This is a genomic window from Agromyces aureus, from assembly GCF_001660485.1.
Taxonomy (GTDB): Bacteria; Actinomycetota; Actinomycetes; order Actinomycetales; family Microbacteriaceae; genus Agromyces; species Agromyces aureus.
The window spans coordinates 2,712,352-2,735,681 of record NZ_CP013979.1; the positions used below are offsets into that span (position 1 = coordinate 2,712,352).

Annotated in this window: 30 protein-coding genes; 19 read left to right on the forward strand and 11 right to left on the reverse strand. The window is 65.9% G+C overall.

Annotation, left to right across the window (positions count from 1 at the left end):
• The first annotated feature begins 14 nt into the window (after positions 1 to 14).
• Positions 15 to 269 carry a hypothetical protein gene (locus ATC03_RS12135; protein ID WP_152030943.1) on the forward strand — a complete coding sequence of 85 codons (255 nt, stop codon included), beginning with the start codon at positions 15 to 17 and terminating at the stop codon, positions 267 to 269.
• A 57-nt stretch (positions 270 to 326) separates the two neighbouring features.
• Here ATC03_RS12135 and ATC03_RS12140 read toward each other — a convergent pair whose 3' ends face one another.
• Complete coding sequence (locus ATC03_RS12140) at positions 327 to 788, reverse strand: hypothetical protein (protein ID WP_152030944.1); 462 nt, start codon at positions 786 to 788, stop codon at positions 327 to 329.
• Positions 789 to 904: 116 nt separating this feature from the next.
• Between ATC03_RS12140 and ATC03_RS12145 the strand changes: the two genes are divergently transcribed.
• The 3 genes from ATC03_RS12145 (at position 905) to ATC03_RS12155 (ending at position 1,857) form a co-directional block, all read left to right on the forward strand.
• On the forward strand, positions 905 to 1,144 hold the full coding sequence (locus tag ATC03_RS12145) for a PLDc N-terminal domain-containing protein (protein ID WP_067877394.1): 240 nt from the start codon (positions 905 to 907) through the stop codon (positions 1,142 to 1,144).
• Positions 1,145 to 1,239: 95 nt separating this feature from the next.
• Entirely contained in the window at positions 1,240 to 1,422 is a 183-nt protein-coding gene (locus ATC03_RS12150; RefSeq protein ID WP_067877397.1) for a hypothetical protein, read from the forward strand.
• Positions 1,423 to 1,857, forward strand: coding sequence for a DUF4304 domain-containing protein (locus ATC03_RS12155; protein ID WP_067877400.1), 435 nt, complete (start codon positions 1,423 to 1,425; stop codon positions 1,855 to 1,857).
• Positions 1,858 to 2,100: 243 nt separating this feature from the next.
• Here ATC03_RS12155 and ATC03_RS12160 read toward each other — a convergent pair whose 3' ends face one another.
• The 6 genes from ATC03_RS12160 to ATC03_RS12180 form a co-directional block, all read right to left on the reverse strand.
• Entirely contained in the window at positions 2,101 to 2,670 is a 570-nt protein-coding gene (locus ATC03_RS12160; protein ID WP_335622232.1) for a DUF305 domain-containing protein, read from the reverse strand.
• A 136-nt stretch (positions 2,671 to 2,806) separates the two neighbouring features.
• On the reverse strand, positions 2,807 to 3,271 hold the full coding sequence (locus ATC03_RS20335; RefSeq protein ID WP_152030945.1) for a DUF6153 family protein: 465 nt from the start codon (positions 3,269 to 3,271) through the stop codon (positions 2,807 to 2,809).
• Positions 3,272 to 3,334: 63 nt separating this feature from the next.
• A complete protein-coding gene (locus ATC03_RS12165; protein ID WP_067877405.1) occupies positions 3,335 to 3,643 on the reverse strand; it encodes a metal-sensitive transcriptional regulator in 309 nt (102 codons plus the stop codon).
• Between the two features lie 26 nt (positions 3,644 to 3,669).
• On the reverse strand, positions 3,670 to 5,898 hold the full coding sequence (locus ATC03_RS12170; RefSeq protein ID WP_074401033.1) for a heavy metal translocating P-type ATPase: 2,229 nt from the start codon (positions 5,896 to 5,898) through the stop codon (positions 3,670 to 3,672).
• 46 nt (positions 5,899 to 5,944) lie between these two features.
• Positions 5,945 to 6,196: a hypothetical protein gene (locus ATC03_RS12175; RefSeq protein WP_067877409.1), complete on the reverse strand. Its 252-nt coding sequence runs from the start codon at positions 6,194 to 6,196 to the stop codon at positions 5,945 to 5,947.
• Positions 6,197 to 6,289: 93 nt separating this feature from the next.
• On the reverse strand, positions 6,290 to 6,499 hold the full coding sequence (locus ATC03_RS12180; RefSeq protein ID WP_067882055.1) for a heavy-metal-associated domain-containing protein: 210 nt from the start codon (positions 6,497 to 6,499) through the stop codon (positions 6,290 to 6,292).
• 280 nt (positions 6,500 to 6,779) lie between these two features.
• Here ATC03_RS12180 and cmtR point away from each other — a divergent pair, with 280 nt between their 5' ends.
• From cmtR to ATC03_RS12200, 4 genes are read left to right on the forward strand one after another with little or no spacing between them, the layout of a single operon-like run.
• On the forward strand, positions 6,780 to 7,136 hold the full coding sequence (gene cmtR / locus ATC03_RS12185; protein WP_067877412.1) for a Cd(II)/Pb(II)-sensing metalloregulatory transcriptional regulator CmtR: 357 nt from the start codon (positions 6,780 to 6,782) through the stop codon (positions 7,134 to 7,136).
• A complete protein-coding gene (locus ATC03_RS12190) occupies positions 7,097 to 7,795 on the forward strand; it encodes a cation efflux transmembrane domain-containing protein (protein WP_418117772.1) in 699 nt (232 codons plus the stop codon). Before cmtR ends, ATC03_RS12190 begins: the two co-directional genes overlap by 40 nt.
• Before the next feature lie 58 nt (positions 7,796 to 7,853).
• Positions 7,854 to 8,507, forward strand: a complete 654-nt coding sequence (locus ATC03_RS12195) for a DsbA family protein (protein WP_067882058.1) — start codon at positions 7,854 to 7,856, stop codon at positions 8,505 to 8,507.
• A 35-nt stretch (positions 8,508 to 8,542) separates the two neighbouring features.
• The gene (locus ATC03_RS12200) at positions 8,543 to 8,857 is read left to right on the forward strand and encodes a DUF2703 domain-containing protein (RefSeq protein ID WP_067882062.1); all 315 of its coding nucleotides are present in this window, start codon (positions 8,543 to 8,545) and stop codon (positions 8,855 to 8,857) included.
• Between the two features lie 351 nt (positions 8,858 to 9,208).
• Here ATC03_RS12200 and ATC03_RS12205 read toward each other — a convergent pair whose 3' ends face one another.
• The 4 genes from ATC03_RS12205 to ATC03_RS12220 are packed head-to-tail and all read right to left on the reverse strand — an operon-like array spanning position 9,209 to position 12,296.
• Positions 9,209 to 10,345, reverse strand: a complete 1,137-nt coding sequence (locus tag ATC03_RS12205) for an alpha/beta hydrolase family protein (RefSeq protein ID WP_067877418.1) — start codon at positions 10,343 to 10,345, stop codon at positions 9,209 to 9,211.
• 14 nt (positions 10,346 to 10,359) lie between these two features.
• On the reverse strand, positions 10,360 to 11,352 hold the full coding sequence (locus ATC03_RS12210; protein WP_152030946.1) for a DUF6545 domain-containing protein: 993 nt from the start codon (positions 11,350 to 11,352) through the stop codon (positions 10,360 to 10,362).
• Entirely contained in the window at positions 11,349 to 11,813 is a 465-nt protein-coding gene (locus ATC03_RS12215) for a hypothetical protein (protein WP_227820085.1), read from the reverse strand. The genes ATC03_RS12210 and ATC03_RS12215 overlap by 4 nt, the downstream gene beginning before the upstream one ends.
• Before the next feature lie 60 nt (positions 11,814 to 11,873).
• The gene (locus tag ATC03_RS12220; protein WP_067882068.1) at positions 11,874 to 12,296 is read right to left on the reverse strand and encodes a hypothetical protein; all 423 of its coding nucleotides are present in this window, start codon (positions 12,294 to 12,296) and stop codon (positions 11,874 to 11,876) included.
• A 325-nt stretch (positions 12,297 to 12,621) separates the two neighbouring features.
• Between ATC03_RS12220 and ATC03_RS12225 the strand changes: the two genes are divergently transcribed.
• The 11 genes from ATC03_RS12225 to ATC03_RS12275 all read left to right on the forward strand — a co-directional run bounded on the left by ATC03_RS12225 (position 12,622) and on the right by ATC03_RS12275 (position 23,210).
• The gene (locus ATC03_RS12225; protein ID WP_067882071.1) at positions 12,622 to 13,728 is read left to right on the forward strand and encodes an ArdC family protein; all 1,107 of its coding nucleotides are present in this window, start codon (positions 12,622 to 12,624) and stop codon (positions 13,726 to 13,728) included.
• The gene (locus ATC03_RS12230; RefSeq protein ID WP_067877425.1) at positions 13,725 to 14,639 is read left to right on the forward strand and encodes a bifunctional DNA primase/polymerase; all 915 of its coding nucleotides are present in this window, start codon (positions 13,725 to 13,727) and stop codon (positions 14,637 to 14,639) included. Before ATC03_RS12225 ends, ATC03_RS12230 begins: the two co-directional genes overlap by 4 nt.
• Positions 14,636 to 15,319 carry a DUF2637 domain-containing protein gene (locus ATC03_RS12235; protein ID WP_067882074.1) on the forward strand — a complete coding sequence of 228 codons (684 nt, stop codon included), beginning with the start codon at positions 14,636 to 14,638 and terminating at the stop codon, positions 15,317 to 15,319. Before ATC03_RS12230 ends, ATC03_RS12235 begins: the two co-directional genes overlap by 4 nt.
• Before the next feature lie 406 nt (positions 15,320 to 15,725).
• Positions 15,726 to 16,610, forward strand: a complete 885-nt coding sequence (locus tag ATC03_RS12240) for a hypothetical protein (RefSeq protein WP_335622233.1) — start codon at positions 15,726 to 15,728, stop codon at positions 16,608 to 16,610.
• Entirely contained in the window at positions 16,607 to 17,587 is a 981-nt protein-coding gene (locus ATC03_RS12245; protein ID WP_067877431.1) for a ParB N-terminal domain-containing protein, read from the forward strand. The genes ATC03_RS12240 and ATC03_RS12245 overlap by 4 nt, the downstream gene beginning before the upstream one ends.
• Before the next feature lie 54 nt (positions 17,588 to 17,641).
• Entirely contained in the window at positions 17,642 to 18,295 is a 654-nt protein-coding gene (locus ATC03_RS12250; RefSeq protein ID WP_152030947.1) for a hypothetical protein, read from the forward strand.
• A 9-nt stretch (positions 18,296 to 18,304) separates the two neighbouring features.
• Entirely contained in the window at positions 18,305 to 19,480 is a 1,176-nt protein-coding gene (locus ATC03_RS12255; RefSeq protein ID WP_067877435.1) for a M23 family metallopeptidase, read from the forward strand.
• 1 nt (position 19,481) lies between these two features.
• Positions 19,482 to 19,748, forward strand: a complete 267-nt coding sequence (locus tag ATC03_RS12260; protein ID WP_067877438.1) for a DUF6112 family protein — start codon at positions 19,482 to 19,484, stop codon at positions 19,746 to 19,748.
• A gap of 303 nt (positions 19,749 to 20,051) precedes the next feature.
• The gene (locus ATC03_RS12265; RefSeq protein WP_067877441.1) at positions 20,052 to 20,321 is read left to right on the forward strand and encodes a DUF6112 family protein; all 270 of its coding nucleotides are present in this window, start codon (positions 20,052 to 20,054) and stop codon (positions 20,319 to 20,321) included.
• A gap of 31 nt (positions 20,322 to 20,352) precedes the next feature.
• Positions 20,353 to 21,744 carry a conjugal transfer protein TrbL gene (locus ATC03_RS12270; protein ID WP_067877444.1) on the forward strand — a complete coding sequence of 464 codons (1,392 nt, stop codon included), beginning with the start codon at positions 20,353 to 20,355 and terminating at the stop codon, positions 21,742 to 21,744.
• A gap of 2 nt (positions 21,745 to 21,746) precedes the next feature.
• Positions 21,747 to 23,210, forward strand: coding sequence for an SCO6880 family protein (locus tag ATC03_RS12275; protein ID WP_067877447.1), 1,464 nt, complete (start codon positions 21,747 to 21,749; stop codon positions 23,208 to 23,210).
• Positions 23,211 to 23,330: the final 120 nt, after the last annotated feature.

Below are 23,330 nucleotides of genomic sequence, written 5' to 3' on the forward strand. Positions count from 1 at the left end.
TAGTCTCCATCGGTATGACCTCTCGTGCGAAGCGGATCGTCTCTATGGGACTCGGTGGCTTCTCCATGGCGGCCGGTATCGCGATCCTCTATTGGCTCGCGGTCATCTTGACCGACCGCGGCTATGCCGTCGACAACGGCGTCGGATACTCGACCCCACTCGACACCGTGATGCTTGTGAGCGGCCTGGCTCTTGTCCTCATTCCGATCTTGTTCGCTGCGCTCCTGTCCACGCGACGAGTTACCGAGCGACGACACGAGGAGCTCTAGCTGCAGAGGTTCGCCATGCCAGTTTCGCCTCCGGCCTCACGGCCCGCAGGCGGATCGTCAGTGCATCGGCATGGCCCTGATCGTGAACTCGTCGACACTGGGCTCGTATCGCAGAAACACATCGTCGAAATTGCCCTCATATGAGATCGTCACCGGCTTACGGAGCGATGCCCCCAGCCGCGCCACGACCTCGCAGATCGCGTCGAGCGCGACTTGATCCACGAGCTCGCGACGATCGATGTCGAACAGCACCTCGTCGCTGAGAAAGAAGTTCACCCGGACCGTGGGAATCGGGTGCACGGTGAATGAGGCATCACGACGGTCTGGCTCGTCGATGTCACCAACCTCTAACGGTGCCCCGTCAGAAAGCCACGTCCCTGTCCAGCCGGAAAGAGCAAGCAGTCGCATAACTTCAGGCCAGTCGGACCAATTGGAGCCAAGGACCTGTCCGTCTGGCAGGTGGCCGTCAAGTTCGCCGAACAACTCACTGAGATCTGTCAGGCGGACGGGGCTCTTCATGCTGCCCATTGTGATCGATTTCTCTTCTTAGCTCGACACGAACCCAGATCGACGCTTAGACGGATCCGTTACAGCGACGTGGCCGCTGACGCAAGGGCGATTGATATGTTCAACCCATGGGCGACGTAGCTAATCCTGTGATCCCGGTATGGTTCGACATCGTCTGGTCGGCGGCTGCCGTGATCGCGATTGCCCTGACGGTCGTTGCTCTGATCGTTCTTGCGCGGACGGCCAAACGCTTGCCCCTCAATCACGCACTGATCTGGACGATGGTTGTTCTGTTCGTCCCAGTTCTCGGGCCGATCGCTTGGCTGGCGATCGGGAACCGGGCCATTTCGCCCGAATACAACAACTAGTAGCCCGCGAGTCAGCTAGCGGCCAGCAGGCGCCCGGCGAGGGATCCCGAACGGGCCACTGCGGTGCGGTCACTGCGAGGCGTACGCTCTCGCTCATGACCACGTACGAACCCGCGGAACTCGCTCGAGAGCTCGGATACATCGATGAGGATCGACCGGGGAAGGTGGTGCGCGATTACCTCCGCGCCAAGTACGCGGATCACGCGAAGAACCAGCGGTGGGTGCTGGACGAAGCTCAGGCAGCCGACGTTCGCGCAAACATCCCGCGGAAGCGATAGATGGCAACGGCGCAAGAACAGCTCAAGGCACTGTTGCGCGAGGAGCTGGCTCCTCGACTCAGGGCCGAGGGGCTGACCGGAACCGAACGGTCGTTCACTGTGCCGAGCCGCGAGTTCTTCGCGCAACTTGGCATTCAGTCGTCGGTCTCGAGCACCAGCGAAATCGTGAAGTTCACGGTGAACGCGCAGGTCATCAGGAAGGCCAGTTGGGAGGCGGCGCGTCAGGATCGTGCAAGGCTTCCTGCGAAACCAAGTCCCAACGCCCGCTATTCCGTGGAGGGGAGCTGGGATGAACGCGTCGGCTTACTCATGGGGACAACCGACCGGTGGTGGACCCTGGGCGCGAACGGCGCCAACCGGGGCGAGATCGCCTCAGATGTAATCCACGCGGTGATTGACTTCGCGCTTCCCTCGATCCGAGAACGCATGGCTTGAGCGTGCGAGTGATCATTTAGGCAAGGTTTGGGTGATGGTATTTGCGGCAGCATCGGCCGGCGCAAAGCTCGCCAGCGATCAGCGGTTGACGATCCTTCAGCGGGCCACCCGGCCCGATGGGCGTTGAGGGATATTTCGGGCACACGAATGCGCCTGAATGGGTCGGCGCGGACGGGGCAGCCCACAAGTGACGTGCCCCGTCCGCTCACCGCACCGAGTGCGCGGGCGTTGTCTTGGCTCGGATCAGCTAGCCCCGAGCAGGTCGCGCATTTGTTGGATCTCGGCAGTTTGGTCGTCGATGATCTTCTCAGCGAGCGTGATCGCGTCCGGGTTCTGCCCTTCCGTGACCTGGGTTTCGGCCATGTCGATGGCGCCCTCGTGATGGATGATCATCTGTTCGAGGAAGAGCGTCGATGCTTCTTCGCCTGTCGCGGATTCAAGGGCCGCCATGTCGTCTTCGGACATCATCATCTCGTCGTGGTCCATGCCGTCCATTCCAGTTGGGTCCATCGGCTGGCCCCAGTCGTCGAGCCATTGCGTCATGGCGTCGATCTCGGGCTGTTGGGCGTCTTTGATGGTCTGTGCGAGCTCGGCGACGTCGGGATCGACGTCGTCCTTTTCGAGCAGCACATCGGACATCTCGATGGCTTGCTGGTGGTGGACGATCATGCTCATGGCGAACGCGACATCTGCGTCATTGAAATCGGCGGCCGGGTCGCTGTCGGACGTCGCGGATGGCGAGCCATGGTCCATGCCGGACATTTCACCTGACGAGCCGGTGCTGGTGCAGCCGGCGAGAAGGATGGTGGCCATGAGCCCAATGGCGGGGAGCGCCGTAGTGCGGAGTTTCATGAGAATTCTCTCTATTCGAATCTGTCGACGATGAACCGTTCGAGCGCGAGGGCCAAACGGCAATGCGTGGTGTGGGGCGCCGTGTCGGGCGCACTTCTCACGTACGACTGATTGAGAGAGCTATCAGCGATGGAGGGCTGGGTTGAGCCGGCGCTGAAAGGAAGACCCCGAGGAAGCGGATCGGTCGGAGCATCCAGGCGCCTCGGTGAACCTGTGCAGCTGCGAGCAGCGTCAGGGCGGCGACCAGCAGGGCAAGCAGGCACGCCATGGTGAGCATTCCATGCTCCTGCTCACATGCGGGGCCGCAGGCCGCCGATGTCGTCGCCGATGCTGACGCCGACGGATCATGGCTTGCAGCGTTCGTGGCGCCTTCATGGTGGCTCTCGTCACTGGCAGCAACGACGGCGATGGTGTGGTGGGTAGCGGCACTTGGCTGGCTGGCTGCGCCCGAGAGGACGTGCATGGCCAGGAGGCCGATCAGAACGCTCGGGACCGCAAGAGCGATGAGGAGCAGGCGCAATCGTCCGTCAGTACTGGCCGCGAGGCGCAGGTGCATCAGCATGGTCGTCTCCAGGGGATTCCCGTCGAGGCTAGTTGGCTCGCCGGCGCGAGGTCGCAGCGATTCTCAGGATCGCACCAACCGGGCGATGGCCTCGGAGGCTTCCTTGATCTTCTCGTCGGCTTCGACGCCGCCCCGCACAGCCGCGTCGACGACGCAGTGCTTGAGGTGGTCATCCAGGAGGCCGAGCGCGACTGACTCGAGCGCCGAGGTGAGTGCGGAGATCTGGGTCAGGATGTCGATGCAGTACTTCTCCTCATCGACCATCCGGTGGATCCCGCGGGTCTGGCCTTCGATGCGGCGCAGCCGGGCCAGGTACTTGTCCTTGTCGGTGATGTACCCATGCGACTCGTGGGTGTGGGAGGTGTCAGTCATGATGTGCTCATCTCGGTGAGGTGCGGTCAGGCCCGCGCGCGGGCCGGTTCCCCGACGGTTGCTTCTCCGAGTGTGCCCGCCCGGTCGCCGAGGAGCGCCCTGGTGCTGGCTTCGGGTCGGAGGTCGAGTCGGCGCAGGAGCTGCGCGTTCAGGGCGACGATGATGGTCGAAAGTGACATCAGGATCGCGCCGACGGACATGGGTAGGACGAAACCGATAGGTGCGAGCACTCCGGCGGCGAGCGGAACCGAGATGAGGTTGTACCCGGCAGCCCACCAGAGGTTCTGCTTCATCTTCCGGTAGCTCGCCCGGGACAACTGGATCACGGAGAGGACCGAGCGGGGGTCGTCGCTCGCGAGGATCACCCCGGCCGACGCGATCGCGACGTCGGTGCCGGCACCGATGGCGATGCCCACATCTGCCTGCGCGAGAGCCGGGGCATCGTTCACGCCGTCGCCGACCATGGCGACCTTCCTGCCCTCGCTCTGCAGTTCCTTGACCTTTGCGGACTTGTCCTCGGGTCGCACTCCGGCAAAGTACCGGTCGATGCCCAGTTCGGTCGCGACCGAGTGCGCGACCGCGTCAGCGTCGCCGGTGATCATGACCACCTGCACGCCGAGCTCGTGGAGTGCCGCGACGGCTTCACGGGACTCGTCTCGGATCGCGTCGGCGAGTTTGAGCGCTCCGATGACTCGACCGTTCTGGAGGACGTGCAAGATGATCGCGCCGTCCTGCCGCCACAGGTCGGCGACCGGCAGTTCTGCGGCGTTCTCCTCCGAGAGAAGGTGCGGGCCGCCAACACGGATCCGTGCCGACTCGACCGTCGCGGTCACGCCGACAGCGGGTGCGGAATCGAACTCGGTTGCTCGAGGGATAGTGAGACGTCGCTTGTTTGCCGTCGCGACGATCGCGCGGGCGAGCGGATGCTCAGAGTCGGCCTCCGCGGCGGCAGCCAGGGCGAGCACCTGGTCGGCGTCCCACCCGTCCACGGTGTCGATGCTGCTGACGGTGGGCTCGCCCTTGGTGAGGGTGCCGGTCTTGTCGAACAGGACGGCATCCACGGTGCGCATGCTCTCGAGCGCGAGTCGGTCCTTGATGAGCACGCCACCACGGGCGGCGCGTTCCGTCGCAATTGAGACGACGAGGGGAATCGCCAGGCCGAGCGCGTGCGGGCACGCGATCACCAGCACGGTGATCGTCCTGACGACGGCTTGGTCTGGGTCTCCCATCAGAGTCCAGACGATCGCGGTGATGACGGCCGCGCCGAGCGCGAACCAGAACAACGCCGCCGCCGCCTTGTCGGCGATCCGCTGAGCACGCGATGACGAGTTCTGCGCCTCCGTGACCAGCCGTTGGATGCCGGCCAGGGCGGTATCGTCGCCGACCGCGGTGACTTCGACGCGGATGCCGGAATCCGTCGCCACCGTCCCGGCGACGACCGGGTCACCTTCGCTGCGGCGGACCGGCTTGGACTCGCCGGTGATCATCGACTCATCCACGCTCGCCGACCCGCTCACCACCCGGCCATCGGCAGGGACACGACCGCCAGGGCGTACGACGACGACGTCACCCGCACGGAGGTCGCCGGGTGGCACGGTGACAATCGCGGCGCCGTCGACGCGTTCAACCTCGTCGGGCAGGAGCGCGGCGAGCGAGTCGAGCGCCGAGGTGGTCTGCGCGAGGGAGCGCATCTCGACCCAGTGTCCGAGCAGCATGATCACGATCAGCAGCGCGAGCTCCCACCAGAAGTCGAGCTCGTGGTCCAGCACTCCAAGGCTCGCGCCCCAGGATGCGAGGAATGCGACCGTGATCGCCAGCCCGATCAGGAGCATCATGCCGGGCTTGAGGGCACGGATCTCCGAGACGGCGCCGGTGAGGAATGGTCGCCCGCCCCACACATACATCACGGTTCCAAGGACCGGCGAGATCCACACGACCCACGATTGGTCGGGCAGTTCGTAGCCGATCACCATGGCGAACATCGGCGAGAACGCGACGACCGGGACGGCAAGGATCAAGTTGATCCAGAACAGGCGCCGGAACTGACCGACATGATCGCCGTGCCCCGAGTGCCCATCGTGCCCATCGTGCCCATCGTGTCCATCGTGTTCGGCGTCGTGCCCGGCGTGCATGTCATGGTCGTGCTGCTGTTCGTGGCCGGTGTGTTCGTGCTCTGCGTGCGTGGGGATCGGCTGTGATCCTGTGGTTCGGGCAGCCGAGGCCTGATCACTGTGGTGCTGGTGCTGGTCGTTCATGGTTCGGCCTTCTCTCAAACGCGAGCGGCGAGGTGGGTTGTGTCGGCTATGCGGCGATGTATGCGGCCGGATCTGCGTCGAACTTCGGGCCGCAGCCGGCGCAGCAGAACCAATATCGGACGCCGTCGACGTCACGGTACAGACCGGCGGCCTCCGCCGTGGACTTGACCACGGTGCTGCCCTTCATGACCGGGCACTCGGCGAGGTCTCCGGGGGTGTCCTGGCTGAGCAGGTTTGCTGCGTGGTCGGGAATGGCTGCGTGAGACGGAGCGGGGATGCTGCAGCAGCTGTCGTTCATGGTGGTGAGTCCTTCAATGGTCGGGCGAACTGTGGGTCGTCAGTATGCACGGGTGGCGCGTCATGTGCGTGCGGCATAAGCGGCGACCCAGAATCAGGCCCGGGCCGCCTGATAGCCGGCTTCCTCGACCGCTGCCAGCACTGCTAAATCATCGATCGGCTGCTCGCCCGACACGAGCAGACGCCCGCTCGCGGCTGACACATCAATCGTGGACACACCCGCCACCTGCTGCACCTCTTCGCGCACGGACATTTCACAATGTCCGCACGTCATGCCAGTGACCGTGTACTCAATCGTGGCCATCACACTCTCCTCCTTGATACCACTGGGGGGTATATTTGTGGCAACGGTATACCCCCTAGGCGTATTCCGCAATGAGAGTGAGTTGCGCTTCGCCGTGCGCGAGGCACCCTCGGTCGGCGGCTAAAACGTCCAGGTCCGACAGTCGGTCACCCAGTGCGCCACTTTGAGTCGCAGCGTCGCTGGTCGTCACAGGACGGCTCGTCGCGCAGGCGTATCGGGGCTCTCCAAGGCGCGCACGGTCCAGGCATTAATACTACAGCCGTCACTGTATAGTCATCGGGTGCTGACTATTGCTTCCCGTCTTGATGTGATGAACCGGCTCGGCCGGGCGATGGCGGATCCGACGCGCTCGCGGATCCTGATGACCCTCCTCCAGGGACCGAGCTATCCCGCGGTCCTCTCCCGCAGCCTCGAGCTCACCCGCTCGAACGTCTCCAACCACCTCACCTGTCTGCGGGACTGCGGCATCGTTGTCGCCGAGCCCGAGGGGCGCCAGACTCGCTACGAGATCGCCGACCCGCATCTCGCCCGCGCACTGACCGCGCTGGTCGACGTCACCCTCGCCGTCGACGAGAGCGCACCCTGCATCGACCCGGCATGCACCATCGCCGGCTGCTGCGAGGAAGACGCCCGATGAGCGCCACCCTCACCGAACAGCGGCGTGCCACGCTTCACCGGCGGGTGCGGTTCATCGTCGCCTTCACGATCACGTACAACGTCATCGAAGCGATCGTCGCGATCTGGGCCGGCACGGTCGCGTCCTCGGCCGCGTTGATCGGGTTCGGTCTGGACTCGGTCGTCGAGGTCCTCTCTGCTGTCGCGGTCGCGTGGCAATTCACGCGCAAGGACCCCGAGCGGTGGGAGAAGGCCACGGTCCGAGCGATCGGCATCGCGTTCTTCGCCCTGGCCGGATACGTCATCATCGACGCACTGCTGACCCTCACCGGTGCGCAGGATGTGGACCACAGCCCGCTCGGCATCGGGATCGCCACGCTCAGCCTCCTGGTCATGCCGGTGCTCGCGTGGTTCGAGTTCCGGACCGGCCGCGAGCTCGGTTCCAAGAGCGTCCTGGCCGACGCGAAGCAGCTGCTGCTGTGTGTCTACCTCTCCGGAACCGTCCTGATCGGGCTGCTCCTGAACTCCCTGTTCGGATGGATGTGGGCCGACTCGGTCGCCGCGCTCGTGGTCGCCGTCCTCGCGATCCGTGAAGGTATCGAGGCCTGGCGCGGCGAGGTCGAATCACCCTTCGGACTCCTCGACGACGACGATGACGATGACGAGGAAGGGCACGCATGATGGACGCGGGAAACACCCATCGCACGGTGCGAGCGACGACCCTGCTGTGGGGAACCCGGTGAAGCGAAGCACGAAGATCCAGGCCGGCATCCTCGCGGGCGTGCTCCTCGCGGGCGGCGCCGGCATCCTCGCGATCGCACTGAACCAGCCCGGTGCCGCGCAGAGCGCGCCGAGCACGTCGACGGTCGTCGCTGAGAACAGCCACCGCCTGGATGTCGCGGAGAACAGTGAGGTCACGTTCACCGAGTTCCTCGACTTCGAATGCGAAGTCTGCGGTGCCGTCTACCCGGTCGTCGAGGAACTCCGCGAGGAGTATGCCGGCCGCGTCACCTTCGTGACCCGGTACTTCCCGCTGCCCGGGCACTTCAATTCACGAAACGCGGCGATCGCCGTTGAAGCGGCCGCCCGGCAGGGCAAGTTCGAAGAGATGTACCACCGCATGTTCGAGACCCAGGCCGAGTGGGGCGAACAAAAGGTCTCCGCGGCCGACCGGTTCCGGGAATTCGCCGAGGAACTCGGACTCGACCTCGACGCCTACGATGCTGCGATTGCTGATCCAGCCACCGAGGCCAGAGTCCAGCAGGACTACGACGCCGCGACAGCGTTGGGCGCCACCGGCACACCGACGATCTTCATCAACGACGAGTACATCCCACTCACCTCACCCGATGACCTCCGCAAAGCGCTCGACGCCGCCCTCAGCGAGCAGTGAGTGCGGCGATGGCCAACACAGAGGAGCATGGCGGTGTGAGCATCGAAATCCTCCACATCGACGACTGCCCGAACTGGGCAGAGGCGGGTGATCGTGTCCGTGAAGCGGTCCGGTCGCTGCGCGACGACAACGGCATCGAGATATCCTTCCGGCTGCTGAGCTCTCCTGAAGACGCCATGCAGGTCCGGTTCGCGGGATCACCCACGATCCTTCTCAACGGGGAGGACCTCTTCCCGGGCGGAGAACCGACCTCGGAATTGGCGTGCCGCGTTTACGCGACGCCAACCGGATTGGCCGGCCTGCCCACCACCGAGCAGATAATCGATGCGGTGGCATCGCGTGAACGCTGACCAGGCAGTTGCCTGCTCGTGCTGCGGCAGAACGCTGCCGCGGTCCAAAGTGCACGAATTGCGCGAAGGCACAAGCTACCTGTGTCGCCGATGCGGGCTTTGGATCGCCCTGCGACCACGCAACGACAAGCTCAAGTAGCGAGCTTTCTGTACATCGACTTACGCCCCATCGGATGCCCGCAACCCGGTCGACCGTCGCTCCCGACGTCGGTTGAGCCGCTCGCCCGAGACCGTCTAGTCGCATGGGTGCGTTTGACCCGCCCGGTGATCACGCCCGCGAAGGTGCCCTATTCGGACGCGACGGATCTCGCACGGGTCTCAGATTGAGCACCACGATCTTCACGCAGGTAACTATGTCGGGCCCGTCCCAAGCGAACTGAGCCACAGCGATAGGCGGGCACGCCAGCGCCCTGGTTCAGGGTTCCAAGTGAGCGTGTGGTCGGAATCTACCGCGGCCAGTTCGACCGATCGATGGGCTTGAGCGAACTTGCGCGCCAGCTCAAACGGCGCCGACGTATCCGCGGTCCCATGAATCAGCAGGATTGGGAATGAGCTTCGCATCTCGGCGGACACCCGGTCGAATTGCTCAGTTCGAACCGGTGCCGCGAGACCGAGAATCCTCGAGAGGGTCTTCGAGTTCAACCACGGCACGGCAAGCGCGCCGACCCATTTCGCCAAACCCGCGCGAGCGCAATTCGCCTTGATCGTCTCGACCCAATCGAGGATTGGTGATTCCAGCACGATGCCTGCCAGGTGCTCACGCACCCCCGATCGCGAGGCGAGTTGGAGTGCAATCGCGCCGCCCATCGACCAGCCAAAGAGGATGATCCGGCGAGCGCCCTGCTCAAGGGCGTATCGCACGGCGGAATCGACGTCATCAGTCTCCAGCGCTCCCAGCGTTGAACGGCCGCTGCCGACGCGGGGACCTTCACCGTCGTTCCGGTACGTCACAACGAGCGAGGTCAACCCAGCGGCTGCCGCGACCTGGACGCCTCGGAGCGTTCCGGCGCGAGAGCTGCCAAGCCCGTGGATGTGGATCGCCCAGTCCCCCGATTCGTGCTCGTCTGGAGGGATCAACCACGCGGGAGCTGGGCCGGCCGAGGTAATAGTCTCCACGTCGCGCGCGTGCAATCCAGCATCCGCCGGTGTCCGGAAGTAGATGCCGCTCCAAGAGGCACGCACGCCAGGCACGAGCGAGGGCGGCACGTCTGATTGCTCGACGTCCCGACCGACCAGGCCCGCACCAACGTCGTGGACCTCAGGGCCGAGTCTTACCCAAGCCCCGGATTCGAGAATCAGGTTGAACTTGCCGACGACTTCCGTCTTCGCCGTGCGCGAGAGGATGACTACAGGTGTCTCCCCCGAGTCATCCACGCCGCGAACAATGAGATCGAATCGCCGTGGACCAACAGGCGCCGTCACGCGCCGCGCGATGACGTACCCAAGGCCGCCGAACGCGAGGCTGAGCGCCGCGAGCGCGCCGAGCACAGCGCGAACCGGCCTCACTGCCGCACCCGCGTCGAAGTGGCCGGAGTCGCACTCTCGCCGACCAGATGACGCTCAGCGTCCTCGAGCGATTGGAGATCCGCACCCCTGACAGCGAAGGCGACCCGTGTATCGATCATCGCGTCCCGGATCTCTACGACCTGGCGATGCAACAGCGTCTCAGGGTCATCCGCATCGAATACGGCCTCCGCGTTCCGACTGATACCCGGGTGGACGTCGGATGCCGCCTGCCAGACGGGCGCCAACCGGGCTGCGAGTTCCCTCGTGGTGCGTTCGCGCCGGCGAGTACGGACCGCCCGAGCGAACGGCTGCCCGGCGAACCCGCTGCACAGGAGTAGGAAGGTAAGCAGATACAGCGGGCCATAGAACACGGCCGCCGTGCTCATCAGGCCCGTGTTGCCGGCGAGATGCGCGAGATCCATGACGATGATGTCGATGGTCAGTGAGATGCCGAACCCACAGCCCGCAACCAACAGCGCCGGCGGCAACGCCAGGATGCCGTGGCTGACGCGAACCTGCTCCGAGGCCACGACGGCCATCGCTCCGAGCACGACCGCGTAGTACGTGAAATGAATCATTGAATAGACCGCCGCGGCGGGTTGCTGGCCAAGGTCGAGCATGAAGTTCGTCGTGGTCGCACCGCGCTCGATCAAGAAGAACGCGATCGAAGCGCTGAAGACGGCCGCGCCGAACACAACGCGACTGAGCGCAATCCGTACGGCTCGGGGCGGGTGGTCCGCTGCCTTCATGACGCCGCGGCCGAGCAGGAAGACGCCGGTCATCAGCGCGAGGTCGGCGACCAGCGTGACCACGTTCGATCCCCCCGCCGCAGCGTCGAGCGCGAGATACACGGCATCGATGTTGAGCGTCATCGAAATCGCGATCGTCACCGCGGCCCACGTGATGGTGCGCTCCACGCGTCCGCGACGCAGCACGAGCAGCGCGAGGACGAGCAGCCACATGAGGCCGGCCACGATGACGGACGTCACCCGAAGATCTCCACGAATCGAGAATCGTGCGTCACCGAGAGCCGGATGGCCGCAGCGAGGTGATCGGCCAGCGATTCGGCCGCGACCTCATGGGGGTCGTTGAGGTTCTGCCGTCGCAGCAGTCGTCGTCGGGTGGCCGGCGGGATGTCAGGCAGCAGAAAGTCGGGCACGCGAAGCTCTTCGCCATCGATGTGGCCGAGGATGAGGTGGGCGATCTCGTGGAGCACGAACTGCTGGCGGTGCAGCTGCGACTCAGTCGGGGCATGGAAGATGAGGTCCTCAGCCTCGAGCTCGACGAGTAAGGCACAGAGGCTCGCCTCATGGCCGAGCTCTTCCAATTCGACGATGCGGATGCTGCGTCCGCGGCGCTTCTCGATGACCTCGACCAGCGAATCAAACGAGAACGCTTCCCCGAGCGCGAGACCATGCATTGCCGTCGACACCGCGACTGCGCTGTTCACGTGTCTTTCTCCCTCCGGATCTGGGTTGGGCCAGGATCCGCGACGTTCGGGCGCCGCTGGTCACGAACGGGTGATCTCCTCATCGAGATATCTGCTGATGGCATGAAGCGCATCGGGCGAGATATCGCCCAATGTACGGGCGGCGTACGCCTTGACGCGCGCAGCGCGCATGGATCGCACAAGGTCGAGCTGTGCGCTCACTCGTTCCGGCGTTACCGCGCCGTCGTCGCCAGCGAGGAACTCGGCATCCACGTCGAAGTATGCGGCAAGCCCTTCATAAAGGCGGCGGTCTTGCACCCATCGGTGACCGTTGACCATGTACGTCCAGCGGGAGCGCGAAAGCTTCGTTCCGCGCTCGCTCAGGAATGCCGCGATCTGTGAATAGGTCGGCTCCGCGCCCGTCTCGGCGATCGCGACGTCGATGAGCAACCGCAGGCGGTTCGCCAGATTCTCCGCCGCTTGGCGGTTCTCGACGTCAGCCATGCTATTCAGCCCCTCTTCCTTCGGGTCAGGCAGGGTCAGGTGTTGCCGCTCATCCAAATTGAGCATTCTTCAATGTACCAATTGAGCATGCTCAAGACAAGGGTTGCGCGTGCTCAATCGAGCGTGGTAGACCGAACATCGACAGACTGTTGAGCATGCTCAATGAAGGGAGTTTGCACAGCGCATACATCGCGCATGTCTTCGCCAGCAGGGCCCGCGTCGACGACATGACCGCTCCAACGCGCCGGGGTGACCCCGTGCGCCATCAGCACACCTCTGCGATAGCCGCCCATCCGCGCGGCCCTCGCTCCGGAAGGTGGTCATCGTGTCGTCGATTCCAGGCCAGCGCGTCGAACGCGACGCCAAGATCGCTGAACTTCACGAACGCCTGACCGTTGCCGTCGAACAGCTCGTGTCTGGCGACGCTTGGGTCAAGGCGATCGAGTTCGCAGCGCGCTTTCGCCGACGGTCGTTCAACAACGTGCTGCTCATCCATGTACAGCACGCCGCCGCCTACGAGCTCGGTACAGTGCCCGAGCCTGCCCCGACATTCGTCGCGGGCTTCAAGCAATGGCAGGCGCTCGGGCGACGCGTGACCGCGGGCCAACACGGGTACTCGATCCTCGCGCCGCTGACCGCGAGATTCGCGACCGCTGACCCGGCCGATCCGGGCTCGTGGCACAGGCTCGCGTCAGCTGAGCGCCCCAGACCTGGCGAAGTGGTCCGACCGAAGCTCATCGGCGTTCGACCCACGTACGTCTGGGATGTCTCGCAAACCGACGGGCGGCCACTCCCCCAGCGGCCTGCACCGAGGCTGCTCCATGGCGAGGCACCAACGGGGTTGTGGGATGCTCTCGCCGCACTGGTTGATCGCGCCGGCTTCGTCCTGTCTTCGGCACCGGATGCCACCGCGCTCGGTGGCGCGAACGGGCTCACCAACTTCATTGATCGCACCGTGCTCGTGCGCGCCGATCTCGAGCCGGCCGCGGCCGTCAAAACGCTGGCACACGAACTGGCGCACCTCCAACTTCACGACCCGGAGGCCGCGCCACGCGGGATCGGACCGCTCGCAGGCACGAACCCCTCAGATGACGTCCCTCAGCATCGTGGGATCGCCGAGGTCGAGGCCGAATCGGTCGCGCTCATGGTCGGCGCCGCGCACGGCATGGACACTTCGGTCTTCACCGTTCCATACGTGTCCGGGTGGGCCGACTCGGTGCCCGGGATCACGCCTGTCGAGGTCGTGCAGGCCACCGGCGAACGGGTACGACGTGCGGCAGGCGGCATCCTCGATGAGCTCCGAACGCCGCAGCTCGACGATGGCGATCCCGTCGCGCTCGGGCAGGTGCAGGTCGCCGCAGCTCGCTCGCTCGCTCCGACTGCGCCGCCGAACAGAGCGATGGACCCGATCAGCACGCGGGGGCTCGCATGAGGTTCGGCGAGGTTCTGCTCCTCACGAGCAGGCTGAGCCCGCGGGACGCCGCACGCGCGTTCGCGGAAGCCGGCGTACCGGTGTTCCCCTGCATCGCTGGAGGCAAGCGACCGCTGACGTTGACCGGCTTCCATGATGCGACCGCCGAACCCGGGGTGGTCGCCGAATGGTGGTCGGCCTGGCCGAACGCGAACCTGGCAGTGCCGACTGGCGCACGGTCCGGTCTCGAAGTCGTCGACGTCGACGTCAAGGACGAGCGATCTGGTTTCGACGCCTTCTCGGTGGCACAAGCGGCCGGCATTCTGGACGGCGAGTACGCACGAGTCCGCACCCCCTCAGGTGGGATCCACGTGTACTTCCCCAGTGCCATCGACCGGCCGCAACGCTGCTGGCAGTCAGCGACGGCTCACATCGATTTCCGCGGCGACGGCGGCTACGTCGTGGTCCCGCCCTCGTGCATCTCAATCGACACCGGTCGCGCCACATACCGACTCTCCTCGCTCAGCTCGGGCGAGCCGCACCCGGTCGACGCGACCGCGCTTCGCTCGCTGATCGATCCGAACTCGGTACGACCGCGAAGGGATGCCGCGCAAGCCTCGCCGTCGGCAGCGCTACCCGGCACCGTGGACCGGCAGCGCCTCGCGGCGTGGGTGGCTCAGCTGCGGGAAGGCGAGCGGAATCACGGCCTGTTCTGGGCAGCATGCCGACTCGCCGAGGCAGGGCTCACGGCCGTCACAATCGAAGACGCGCTCGGTGCGGCCGCCTCGAGGGCGGGCCTCGCCGACGACGAGATCGCCATCACCATCCGGTCAGCCCAACGCCACGTCAGTCGGAGCTCGGCTGCGCAGGGCGTCTGGCAGGAATGCCCTGTGCTCGCAACGCGGATCAGCGAGTCATCGTGCAGGCGATGACGCCGCGTTCCAGTGATGTTCGGCTGGCGACGTTGACTGCGGTCGCCGGTACCGTCTTCATCGCCGCGGGTGCGTTCTGGCTTTCGTTCACATCGCTCAGCGATCTCGCACGGCGTTCCGGAGTGGATCCCGGTCAGGCGTGGATGTGGCCGCTCATCGTCGACGGCATCATCGTGGTCGCGACTGTAGCAGCGGTCGCACTCACCGGCACCCGGGGCTCCTGGTATCCGTGGATGCTGCTGGTCGCCGGCGCCGGCATCTCGGTTGCCGCGAACGCGATCCATGCAGTCGTTGCGGAGACGACCGAGGTTCCGCTGGTGCTCGCGGCCTGCGTCGCATCCGTGCCGCCGATGGTGCTGTTGGCCATCACCCACCTGACGTCGGTGCTGATGGGTTCGAAGAGCAGCACCCAACCGGATACCCGGCACATCACGACATCGACAGCACCGGCGCGCGCTGTGGCGAAGGCGCGGCGTGCGCTCCCGCCTGCTGCTGCGACGTCGGCCCCCATCGCCCCCCGCGACGATGCGTCATCGCTGCGGTCGCTCGGTTGGTCGAACGCGGCGATCGCGAAAAAGCTCGGCGTGCACCCGTCCACGATCGGGCGTTGGCTGAGCGATCACGTCGGCGCACCTTCCTCGCAGACCGACACCGTACGGGAAGGTGCGAGCGATGGATGAAGACGAGTTCGAGAAGTCTCGGGCGATTGGCGATCAGGCGGCCAGGAAGACTCTGACCCAGTCAGGTGTCAGAGAGGTTGATCTTCGTGAGCGCATTCGAGCTCTCGTCGACGCATCCCGATCCACGATCGGAACGGAACGTCTCGCGGGTGAGTCGAACGGGTCCGACCAGCGGCCGGGAATCGTCTGGGTTCGTGCTTCAGATCTCTTGAGCTCGAGCACTGGACGAGTCGCCGGTCGCGGCCTCGATCTAGAAGCGGACCTCGCTCGCCGCCTGCGCCGAGCACCGGCATCCACCCGGCGCGCGATCCGGGAGCGCGCTGCCAAGCTCCCTCCCCTCTCCGAGTTCGGGCGCTCCCCTTCGCCCACGAAATTCGCCCGTCCGGGCCTCGGACGGCGGTGAATCATGAGCATCCTGCTGACCGCGGCAACACGCACCGAACCGACAGGAGGTGCCGCGATGAACTGGCGCTCGACTCAGGAGGACGCCACGCAGGCGTTTCGCAGTTCAGAAGGCCTGCGAACACTGCTTCGGCGGCTGCAGGAATCCGATGGCGCTGCTTGGCGCACCGACCCCGAAGCATCCGCCCTCTTGCAATTCGCGGCGGAGAAGTACTCGGCGCTTGCGCGCAAGCACGGCCTCGATCCATGGGAGGCAGCGTCGGCCGCGTTCGACGCGATGCGTGCGCCAGCTACGCTTCGCGCCGACGACCCGTGGGCACTTGTCACCCGCGCGGTGCAGGTGACCTGCATCGCCGAGGAGCGCGCGCAGGGGTTGCTCTGCTCGGTGCATCAGGCGCGGCGAGCGAAGGTGTCGGCCTTCCACGACGCCGAGCGATTCAGCGACCGCGAACACGAGCTGCCCGAGTATCACCCGGCGTTCCGCACTGAACCGGTTGACTTCGACCCGGACCACAGCAGCCGCGAGGACGTGAGCGCCGCCGTTCGAGACGCGATCATGCTCTTCAGTCTCCTCGGCTGGCCTCGAGACCGCGCCCGTTCCGGAGTCGAGTATGTCTGCGGCCGCCTCGCCGATGCGCCGTCACGGGCATCCGCGTACGAATCGCTCCGACGAGATGCCGCGGCCCGCGCCCACCTGGATCTGCACCAACGAGCGTGGCTCGCAATGCTCAAGACGTTGCTCGGCTGCTGTGATCCGTTGCATCAGCACACGGTCGCCGGCCGCGGCATCCTGTGGCGCCTGCTCGTCGGGGAGCCGCTCCGTGCGCTCCTGCATGACGATGACCTGGTGACGGAGATCGTCGTCAATGCGCCGCGGGTGCTCTCATGACCGGCGGGCAGGGGCACATCGAGCTCGATCGGTCGATCGAATCGATCCGCATCGGTGCGCGTCACCGCCGCGACCTCGGCGACATCAAGGGGCTCGCCGCCTCGATCGAGCGGCAGGGCCTGTTGCAGCCGATCACCGTCACGCCGGATGGGGATCTGGTCTGCGGCGCGCGCCGCCTCGCTGCCCTTCGGCTGCTCGGGCTCCGACAGGTCAGTGTCTGGGTACGATCGGGAATCTCCGATGATCTCGCCCGGCTGCTCGCTGAACAAGACGACAACGCGATGCACAAGTCCCTCGCGCCGACCGAGGCTGCCGCCCTGTACCGGGAAGTCAAGGAACTCCTCGCGGAGGATGCCCAGAGGCGGCAGCAGGCGAGCCGGTTCCAAGCAGCCGGAGCTCACCCGGACGGTGCCGCACCGGGTGCGGCACCGAGTCCACGCGGGTCCGGGGATGCCCGCGCCCAGGCCGCCCAACTCGTCAGCGGCTCTCGCTCGTACAACACGCACGAACGCATCGCGCGGCTGCAGCAGATCGCGGATGACGAGACCGCACCGGCAGACGTCCGAGCAGATGCGAGGCGGGCTCTCGAAGCCATCGATGGCGGGGCGCCCGTGAAGCCCACGCTGCGCGCGGTGACGGAGCAGCTCGAAGGCAGTGATGACCTCGACGAGGAGGCGGAACTGCAGCAGCTCGCGCAGACGGCACTCACTCGGGTGAAGTCGGAGCCGCGGTCCAAGCGGCGCGGTCGTGTGTCGGCAGCACAGGATGACGGCGAGCTCCTGAGACTTCCGGCTCGCGCATTCGTCCTGCAGTGGTCGGACCTGCACGAGTGGTGGCGGCGCTTCGATGCCGAAGAGGTGGCGGCAGCGCTGACCGACGAGCAGTGGGACCAGTTCGAGGCGACGCTCGAAGGATCAGTCGAGTTCGCCGAGTCGCTTCGCAATCTCCGACGTCGCGCCCTCGCCGCATCAGGATGACGCGGCTCTCCTCTCCGATGACTGAAGCCATCGAGGTCGGGGAGGAAGCAGCTCGTGACATCCATGCGAAGCCGCAGCGCGATGATCGCCCTCATCGGCGGCGCGACCATCCTGCTCGCGCTCATTGGCGTCGGACTCTTCGGTCTGCTTCGCGGTCCTGCCGCCGCACAGACGGCCGAGCTGCAGACGACCACGGCGAGCTCGCGACCGGCTCCGCGTGAGTCCGTGGCGACGCCGAATGCCGTTGCAGAAACCAAGGACGCCGGCCGGTTCGCGCGGAGCGTCGGCAGCGCGCTGTTCGGTTGGGACACTCGGGCCGACGGCGGTGCGAATGCTTGGGCACAGCCGCTCATCGACGCGAGCGATGGCGACGAGGCGAACGGCGTCGCGGCCGACGTGCGCTCGTACATCCCGGACGGCGCACTCTGGGACGAGTTGCGGACATACGGCACCCGCCAGCGACTTCGCATCGAGGCGATCAAAGTGCCAGATGCCTGGGCTGCCGCTCGGTCGCAAGCCTCTGCGTTGCAGCTTCCTCCCGGCGCATCCGCGTTCACGATCTCGGGAACCGCGGAGCGACACGGAACGTGGAAGGGCACTCCAGTCGCAACCGAACGCGCCGTGTCCTTCACGGTCTTCATCGACTGCCCGGACTCGCACCCGTGCCGACTGCTTCGACTCTCCCGACCCGATGCGTCGCTCCAGTGAGGCCCGCGGATGCATCGCCTCGTCATCATCCTTCTCGTTCTGATCTTTGCCGGCCCACCGGCAGCGCTCGTCGGCGTTGCCGCGTTCGTGAACCCCGCAGCACGAGCCTGCGCATCGGGTTCATTGATCATCGGAGATATCCCCGACTCACTGACGGCTACGACCCGATCCGGCCACACCATCGCTCTGAACAAGAGCCAGCTCGGCCACGCTGCGACGATCACGACGGTCGGCTCACAAACAGTCGGGGTCGATCGCGACGGCGTGATCATCGCCATCATGGCCGCGCTCACCGAATCCGGTCTCAGGATGCTCGCGAATCCCAGCGCGCACCCCGAATCGGCCGGGTACCCCAATGACGGCAACGGCTCTGATCATGATTCGCTCGGACTGTTCCAGATGCGGCCGGCGTCTGGATGGGGCAGCGTCGCGGAGCTGATGAACCCGGACTACCAAGCCCGCGCCTTCTACGGCGGTACGACTGGGCCGAACGCGGGCTCGCCACGGGGCCTGCTCGACGTCTTCGGTTGGCGGGAGCTCGACCGCGGTGCCGCGGCTCAGGCCGTCGAAGTCAGCGCCTTCCCAGATCGCTACCGCGAGTACGAACCGGTCGCCGAGTCGATCCTCACGGAGCTCACTCGCTCCGGCGGGCGTGCAGGCAACGGCGCAGGGGCCGCTCCCCCACGCGTGCCGGAGACCACACGGGTCGTGTTCCCCCTGCCGGATGGCACCTACACGGGCACCGACAGCTTCGGTTGGCGTGTCGACCCAGTCACCGGCGAGCGCCGGTTCCACGCCGGCAGCGACCTGGCGGCGCCTGCGGGCACGGCGATCCTGGCCGTGGCGGACGGCCGAGTTGTCTTCGCCGGTGAACGCGGAACGTACGGCGGGCTGATCGTGCTCGAGCACACAGTCGCCGGCCTGACGGTCGCCTCCTTCTACGCACACATGCACGACGAGGGCATCCACGTCGCCGTCGGAGACACCGTGGCGGCCGGCCAGCACATCGGCGACGTCGGCTCAGCAGGCAAATCGACTGGCCCGCACCTGCACCTCGAGATCCACCCCGGCGGTCAAAACGAGCCCGCCGTGAATGCCGTCGACTGGCTCACAGAACACGGCGCAGCAGGTGTCGCCGATTCCGAGCTTACGATCGCCGGATGCCGCCCCGAAAGGACACCCTGAAATGGACATCTTCCCCGACTTCGGTGCCGTCGGCGCCGCCGCAGAGCTTCGCAGCATCATCGGCGCGCTCATGACCTACGTGCTGATATTCGCCGTGCTCATGCTCATCATCAGCGCCGTGACGTGGGCGCTTGCATCGTCGAATGGCCATGTTCAGACGGCCACTCGTGCTCGCATTGGGGTGTTGGTCGCCGCTGGCTCAACAGCATTGGCCGGCTGCGGTATCGCGTGGGCGAACTTCCTGCTCTCGGTCGGCTCAGGGATGTAACCGACCCTGCAGTGCTGAAGTGCTGACTGATTGGCGGACGATGCACCAACTGGCACGCGCGGCAACGACGCGTAGTGGCGAGGGCTCTTGTCGGCGCCGCCATCGGAGAAGCAGCACGCCTTGGCTGCCACCTGCTCGATGTACTTCGAATCCGGCAAGGGGCAGCAGCAGATTGGCCAGGCAACGGAACTCGTGCTCGCCGAGGCGATCGGTCAGCTCTAACCCCTCCTCTGCGCCCTCAACTGCCCGGTAGCAATTGCGCACCTCAGGGTGATTCCCGCTTTGAGAGTTGAGGAGCTCACCATGATCGACATCGACCCCAATGGCACCGGCCTGCCCGGCATCGACCAACTCCGTGTCATCGTCGGCGCAGTCATGACCGTCGGCTTGATCCTCGCCGTGCTCGCGCTGATCATCGCTGCAATCGTCTGGGGCTTCGGCGCGAACTCGTCGAATCCGCACCTGGCATCGCGGGGCAAGTCAGGCGTACTGATCGCGTGCGGCGCAGCGATCATCTGCGGCGCTGCGGTGACGCTGACGAACTTCTTCTGGAACGTCGGCCAAGCCATCTGATCGACAGCGGCATCCGCCGAGAGGCAGGACGATGAGCATCTGCGACGTCCCAGTCATCGCCGAAGTCTGCACGAACGTCGGCGAGGGCACCGCGTCGCTCGTCACAGCGCCGTTCGATTGGCTGGCCTCGGCGATGGGCTCGGCCGCGGCATGGATGTTCGAAGCCGTCTGGACGGCGTTCGACACCACCACCCTCGTCGATGTCACCGACCCGACCTACCTGCAGGTCTTCAACGTCCTGTTCGGCGTCGCCGTATTTGTCACGCTGATCTTCTTCTTCCTGCAGCTGATCACCGGGCTCGTGCACCGCGACCCGACCGCGCTCCCCCGCGCCGGCCTCGGTCTGGCGAAATCGATCCTCGGCTCGTTCGTGATCGTCGGCCTGACCGCGCTGCTGCTCGAGATCACCGACCAGCTCGCGATCGGCATCGTTCAAGCCACGGGCAACACGATGGCGGGCATGGGTGACCGCATCGCCCTCCTTGCCAGCGGCCTCGCGACGATCAATATTGGGGCCCCGGGCGTGGGAGCGATCATCACGATCTTCCTGTCCGCCCTCGCGATCAGCGCCGCGGCGATCGTCTGGTTCTCCCTGCTGATCCGCAAGGCGCTCTTGCTGGTCGCGGTCGTATTCGGCCCGATCGCATTGGCCGGCGCGACCTGGGATGCCACGAAGGGATGGTTCGGCAAGTGGGTCGCGTTCGTCGTGGCCCTCGTGCTGTCGAAGCTCGTGCTCGTCGTGATCTTCCTCGTCGCCATCGCCCAGGTGGCCGCCCCAATCGACGCGGATCTCGCCTCGATCAGCGACCCGATCGCTGGCATCGTGTTGATGTTCGTCGCCGCGTTCGCGCCATACATCACCTACAAGTTCTTGAACTTCGTCGGATTCGACATGTATCACGCGATGTCCAGCGAGCAGGAGGCGAAGTCCGCACTGAATCGCCCGGTACCGGTGCCCAGCGGTCCAAGCCTCGACAACGCCAAGAAGGTGCTCGACGGCGGTCGCGGCGGCAGTGATGCCGGCGGCGCTGCACCCGCAACGCCGACTGGTGCGACCGCTGGGCACGCCGGTGGCTCATCGCCCGCCTCGAGCGGTGGTGCGGCGTCGTCGGCGCGGGCAGGCGCCGCGGGAAGTGGCGCCTCGGCTGGGGCCGGCACAGCTGCGGCGTCAGGAGCAGGGGCAGCCGCTGGCCCAATCGGACTCGCTGCCGTCGCAGGCGCGCAGGTAGTCGGGGCAACGGCGAGCGCCGGTCATCGATTCGGTAGCTCCCTCGGTCAAGTCGGCGACGCGCATGCGGGTACCGCGGATGCGTCCGCAAGCGCAACGCCCACGGCATCCCTGCCACCTGCCCCGGAATCGCGCCCGCGGCCCCCTGAACCGAGCCTGCCCATCACCCCGATGCCTCCGCGAAAGGATGCCTGACCATGCACAACGACACCGCCCTCTTCGGCACGAGGCTCGCCCCGGTGCAGTTCTCCCGGCTCACCAAACGAGGGGTGATACTCCGCCTGTCCATGCCGCAATTCGTCGCGTTGGGTACCGCACTGCTCACGCTCGTGAGCGCGCTCTACACGGCCGGGGCATCCGGCGTCGCCTGGACCTCGCCGATTTGGGGGCCCGCAGCACTCACCGCGGTGATCCCGATCGGCGGAAGGAAGCTCGTCGAATGGGTGCCCATCACGACCAAATGGATGCTTCGCGCTGCGCGCGGTCAGCTCACCTACCGGCGCAGGATCATGCGGCCCCGCCCGGTGGGCACGCTCGCGCTCCCCGGCGACGCGGCCGCGCTCCGCGAGTGGCAGGATCCAGAGTCAGGAGCGGTGATGATCCATGACCCGCACGAGCAAACCCTCACGGCGATCGTCTCGATCTCTCACCCGGCGTTCGCACTCGTCGACCCCGGCGAGCAGCACCGACGAGTGCAAGGGTGGGGTCGCGTGCTCGCCGGCGCGTGCCGCTCAGGTCGGCTCGCACGCATCCAGGTCAGCGAACGCACCCTCCCCGACTCCGCCACCGGACTCGCCGAATGGTGGGAACACCACGGCACCGACGACGACTCGTGGGCCGCGAACACCTACCGCGACCTCATCGAACGCGCCGGACCAGCCGGCGAGCGGCACGCAACCACGATCAGCCTCGCGCTCGACTTGAACGCCGCCTCGAGGCAAGTACGCGCGAACGGCGGCGGCATGCGCGGTGCGGCTGCCGTGCTCCGACAGGAAATGACCGCGCTGTCCGGCGCCCTGCGCACCGCTGACCTCATCGTCGGCGGTTGGATCACCGCTCCGGAACTCGCAACAGCTCTTCGCACGGCATACGACCCCGCGGTTGGCGTCGAGCTCGACCGTCATCCGAGTGTCGGTCGAGACCTCGCCACCGCCGGCCCGGTCGCCGTCACAGAGTCCTGGGACCGCCTTCGCACGGACACGGCGTTCCACGCGGTGCTCTGGATCTGCGAATGGCCAAGATCGCAGGTCTTCCCCGGATTCCTTGCACCGCTCGTCTTCACGAACGGCGTCCTTCGTACCCTATCGCTGCACTACATCCCAGTGCGCGCCGATCAGGCGGCGCGAGACCTCCGGAAGAAGAAGACCGAGCTCATCAGTGACGCCCATCAGCGAAGCCGCGTCGGCCAGATCGAGGATGCATCCGCAACAGCGGAGTACGGCGACGTCCTCCAGCAAGAAGCAGACCTCACCGCGGGCCACGGCGTGCTGCGCGTGACCGGGCTGATCTCGGTGTCGGCGCCCACCGTCGACGAACTCGACGCCGCTGTCGCAACGGTCGAACAGGCGGCGATCCAGGCGTCATGCGAGGTGCGACGGCTGGCCGGACAGCAAGCACAGGCGTTCGCTGCGGCAACGCTCCCACTCTGCAGAAACGTCTAGGCCCGGAAGTTGATCCCCGAGCCCATCCAAGACAGATCGATAGGCACGGCCGACCCGACCTGCTGGACGCATTCGGTTCAAATGCCTTCTCCGACTTGAAGCAGCGCGGGCAGACAAGCA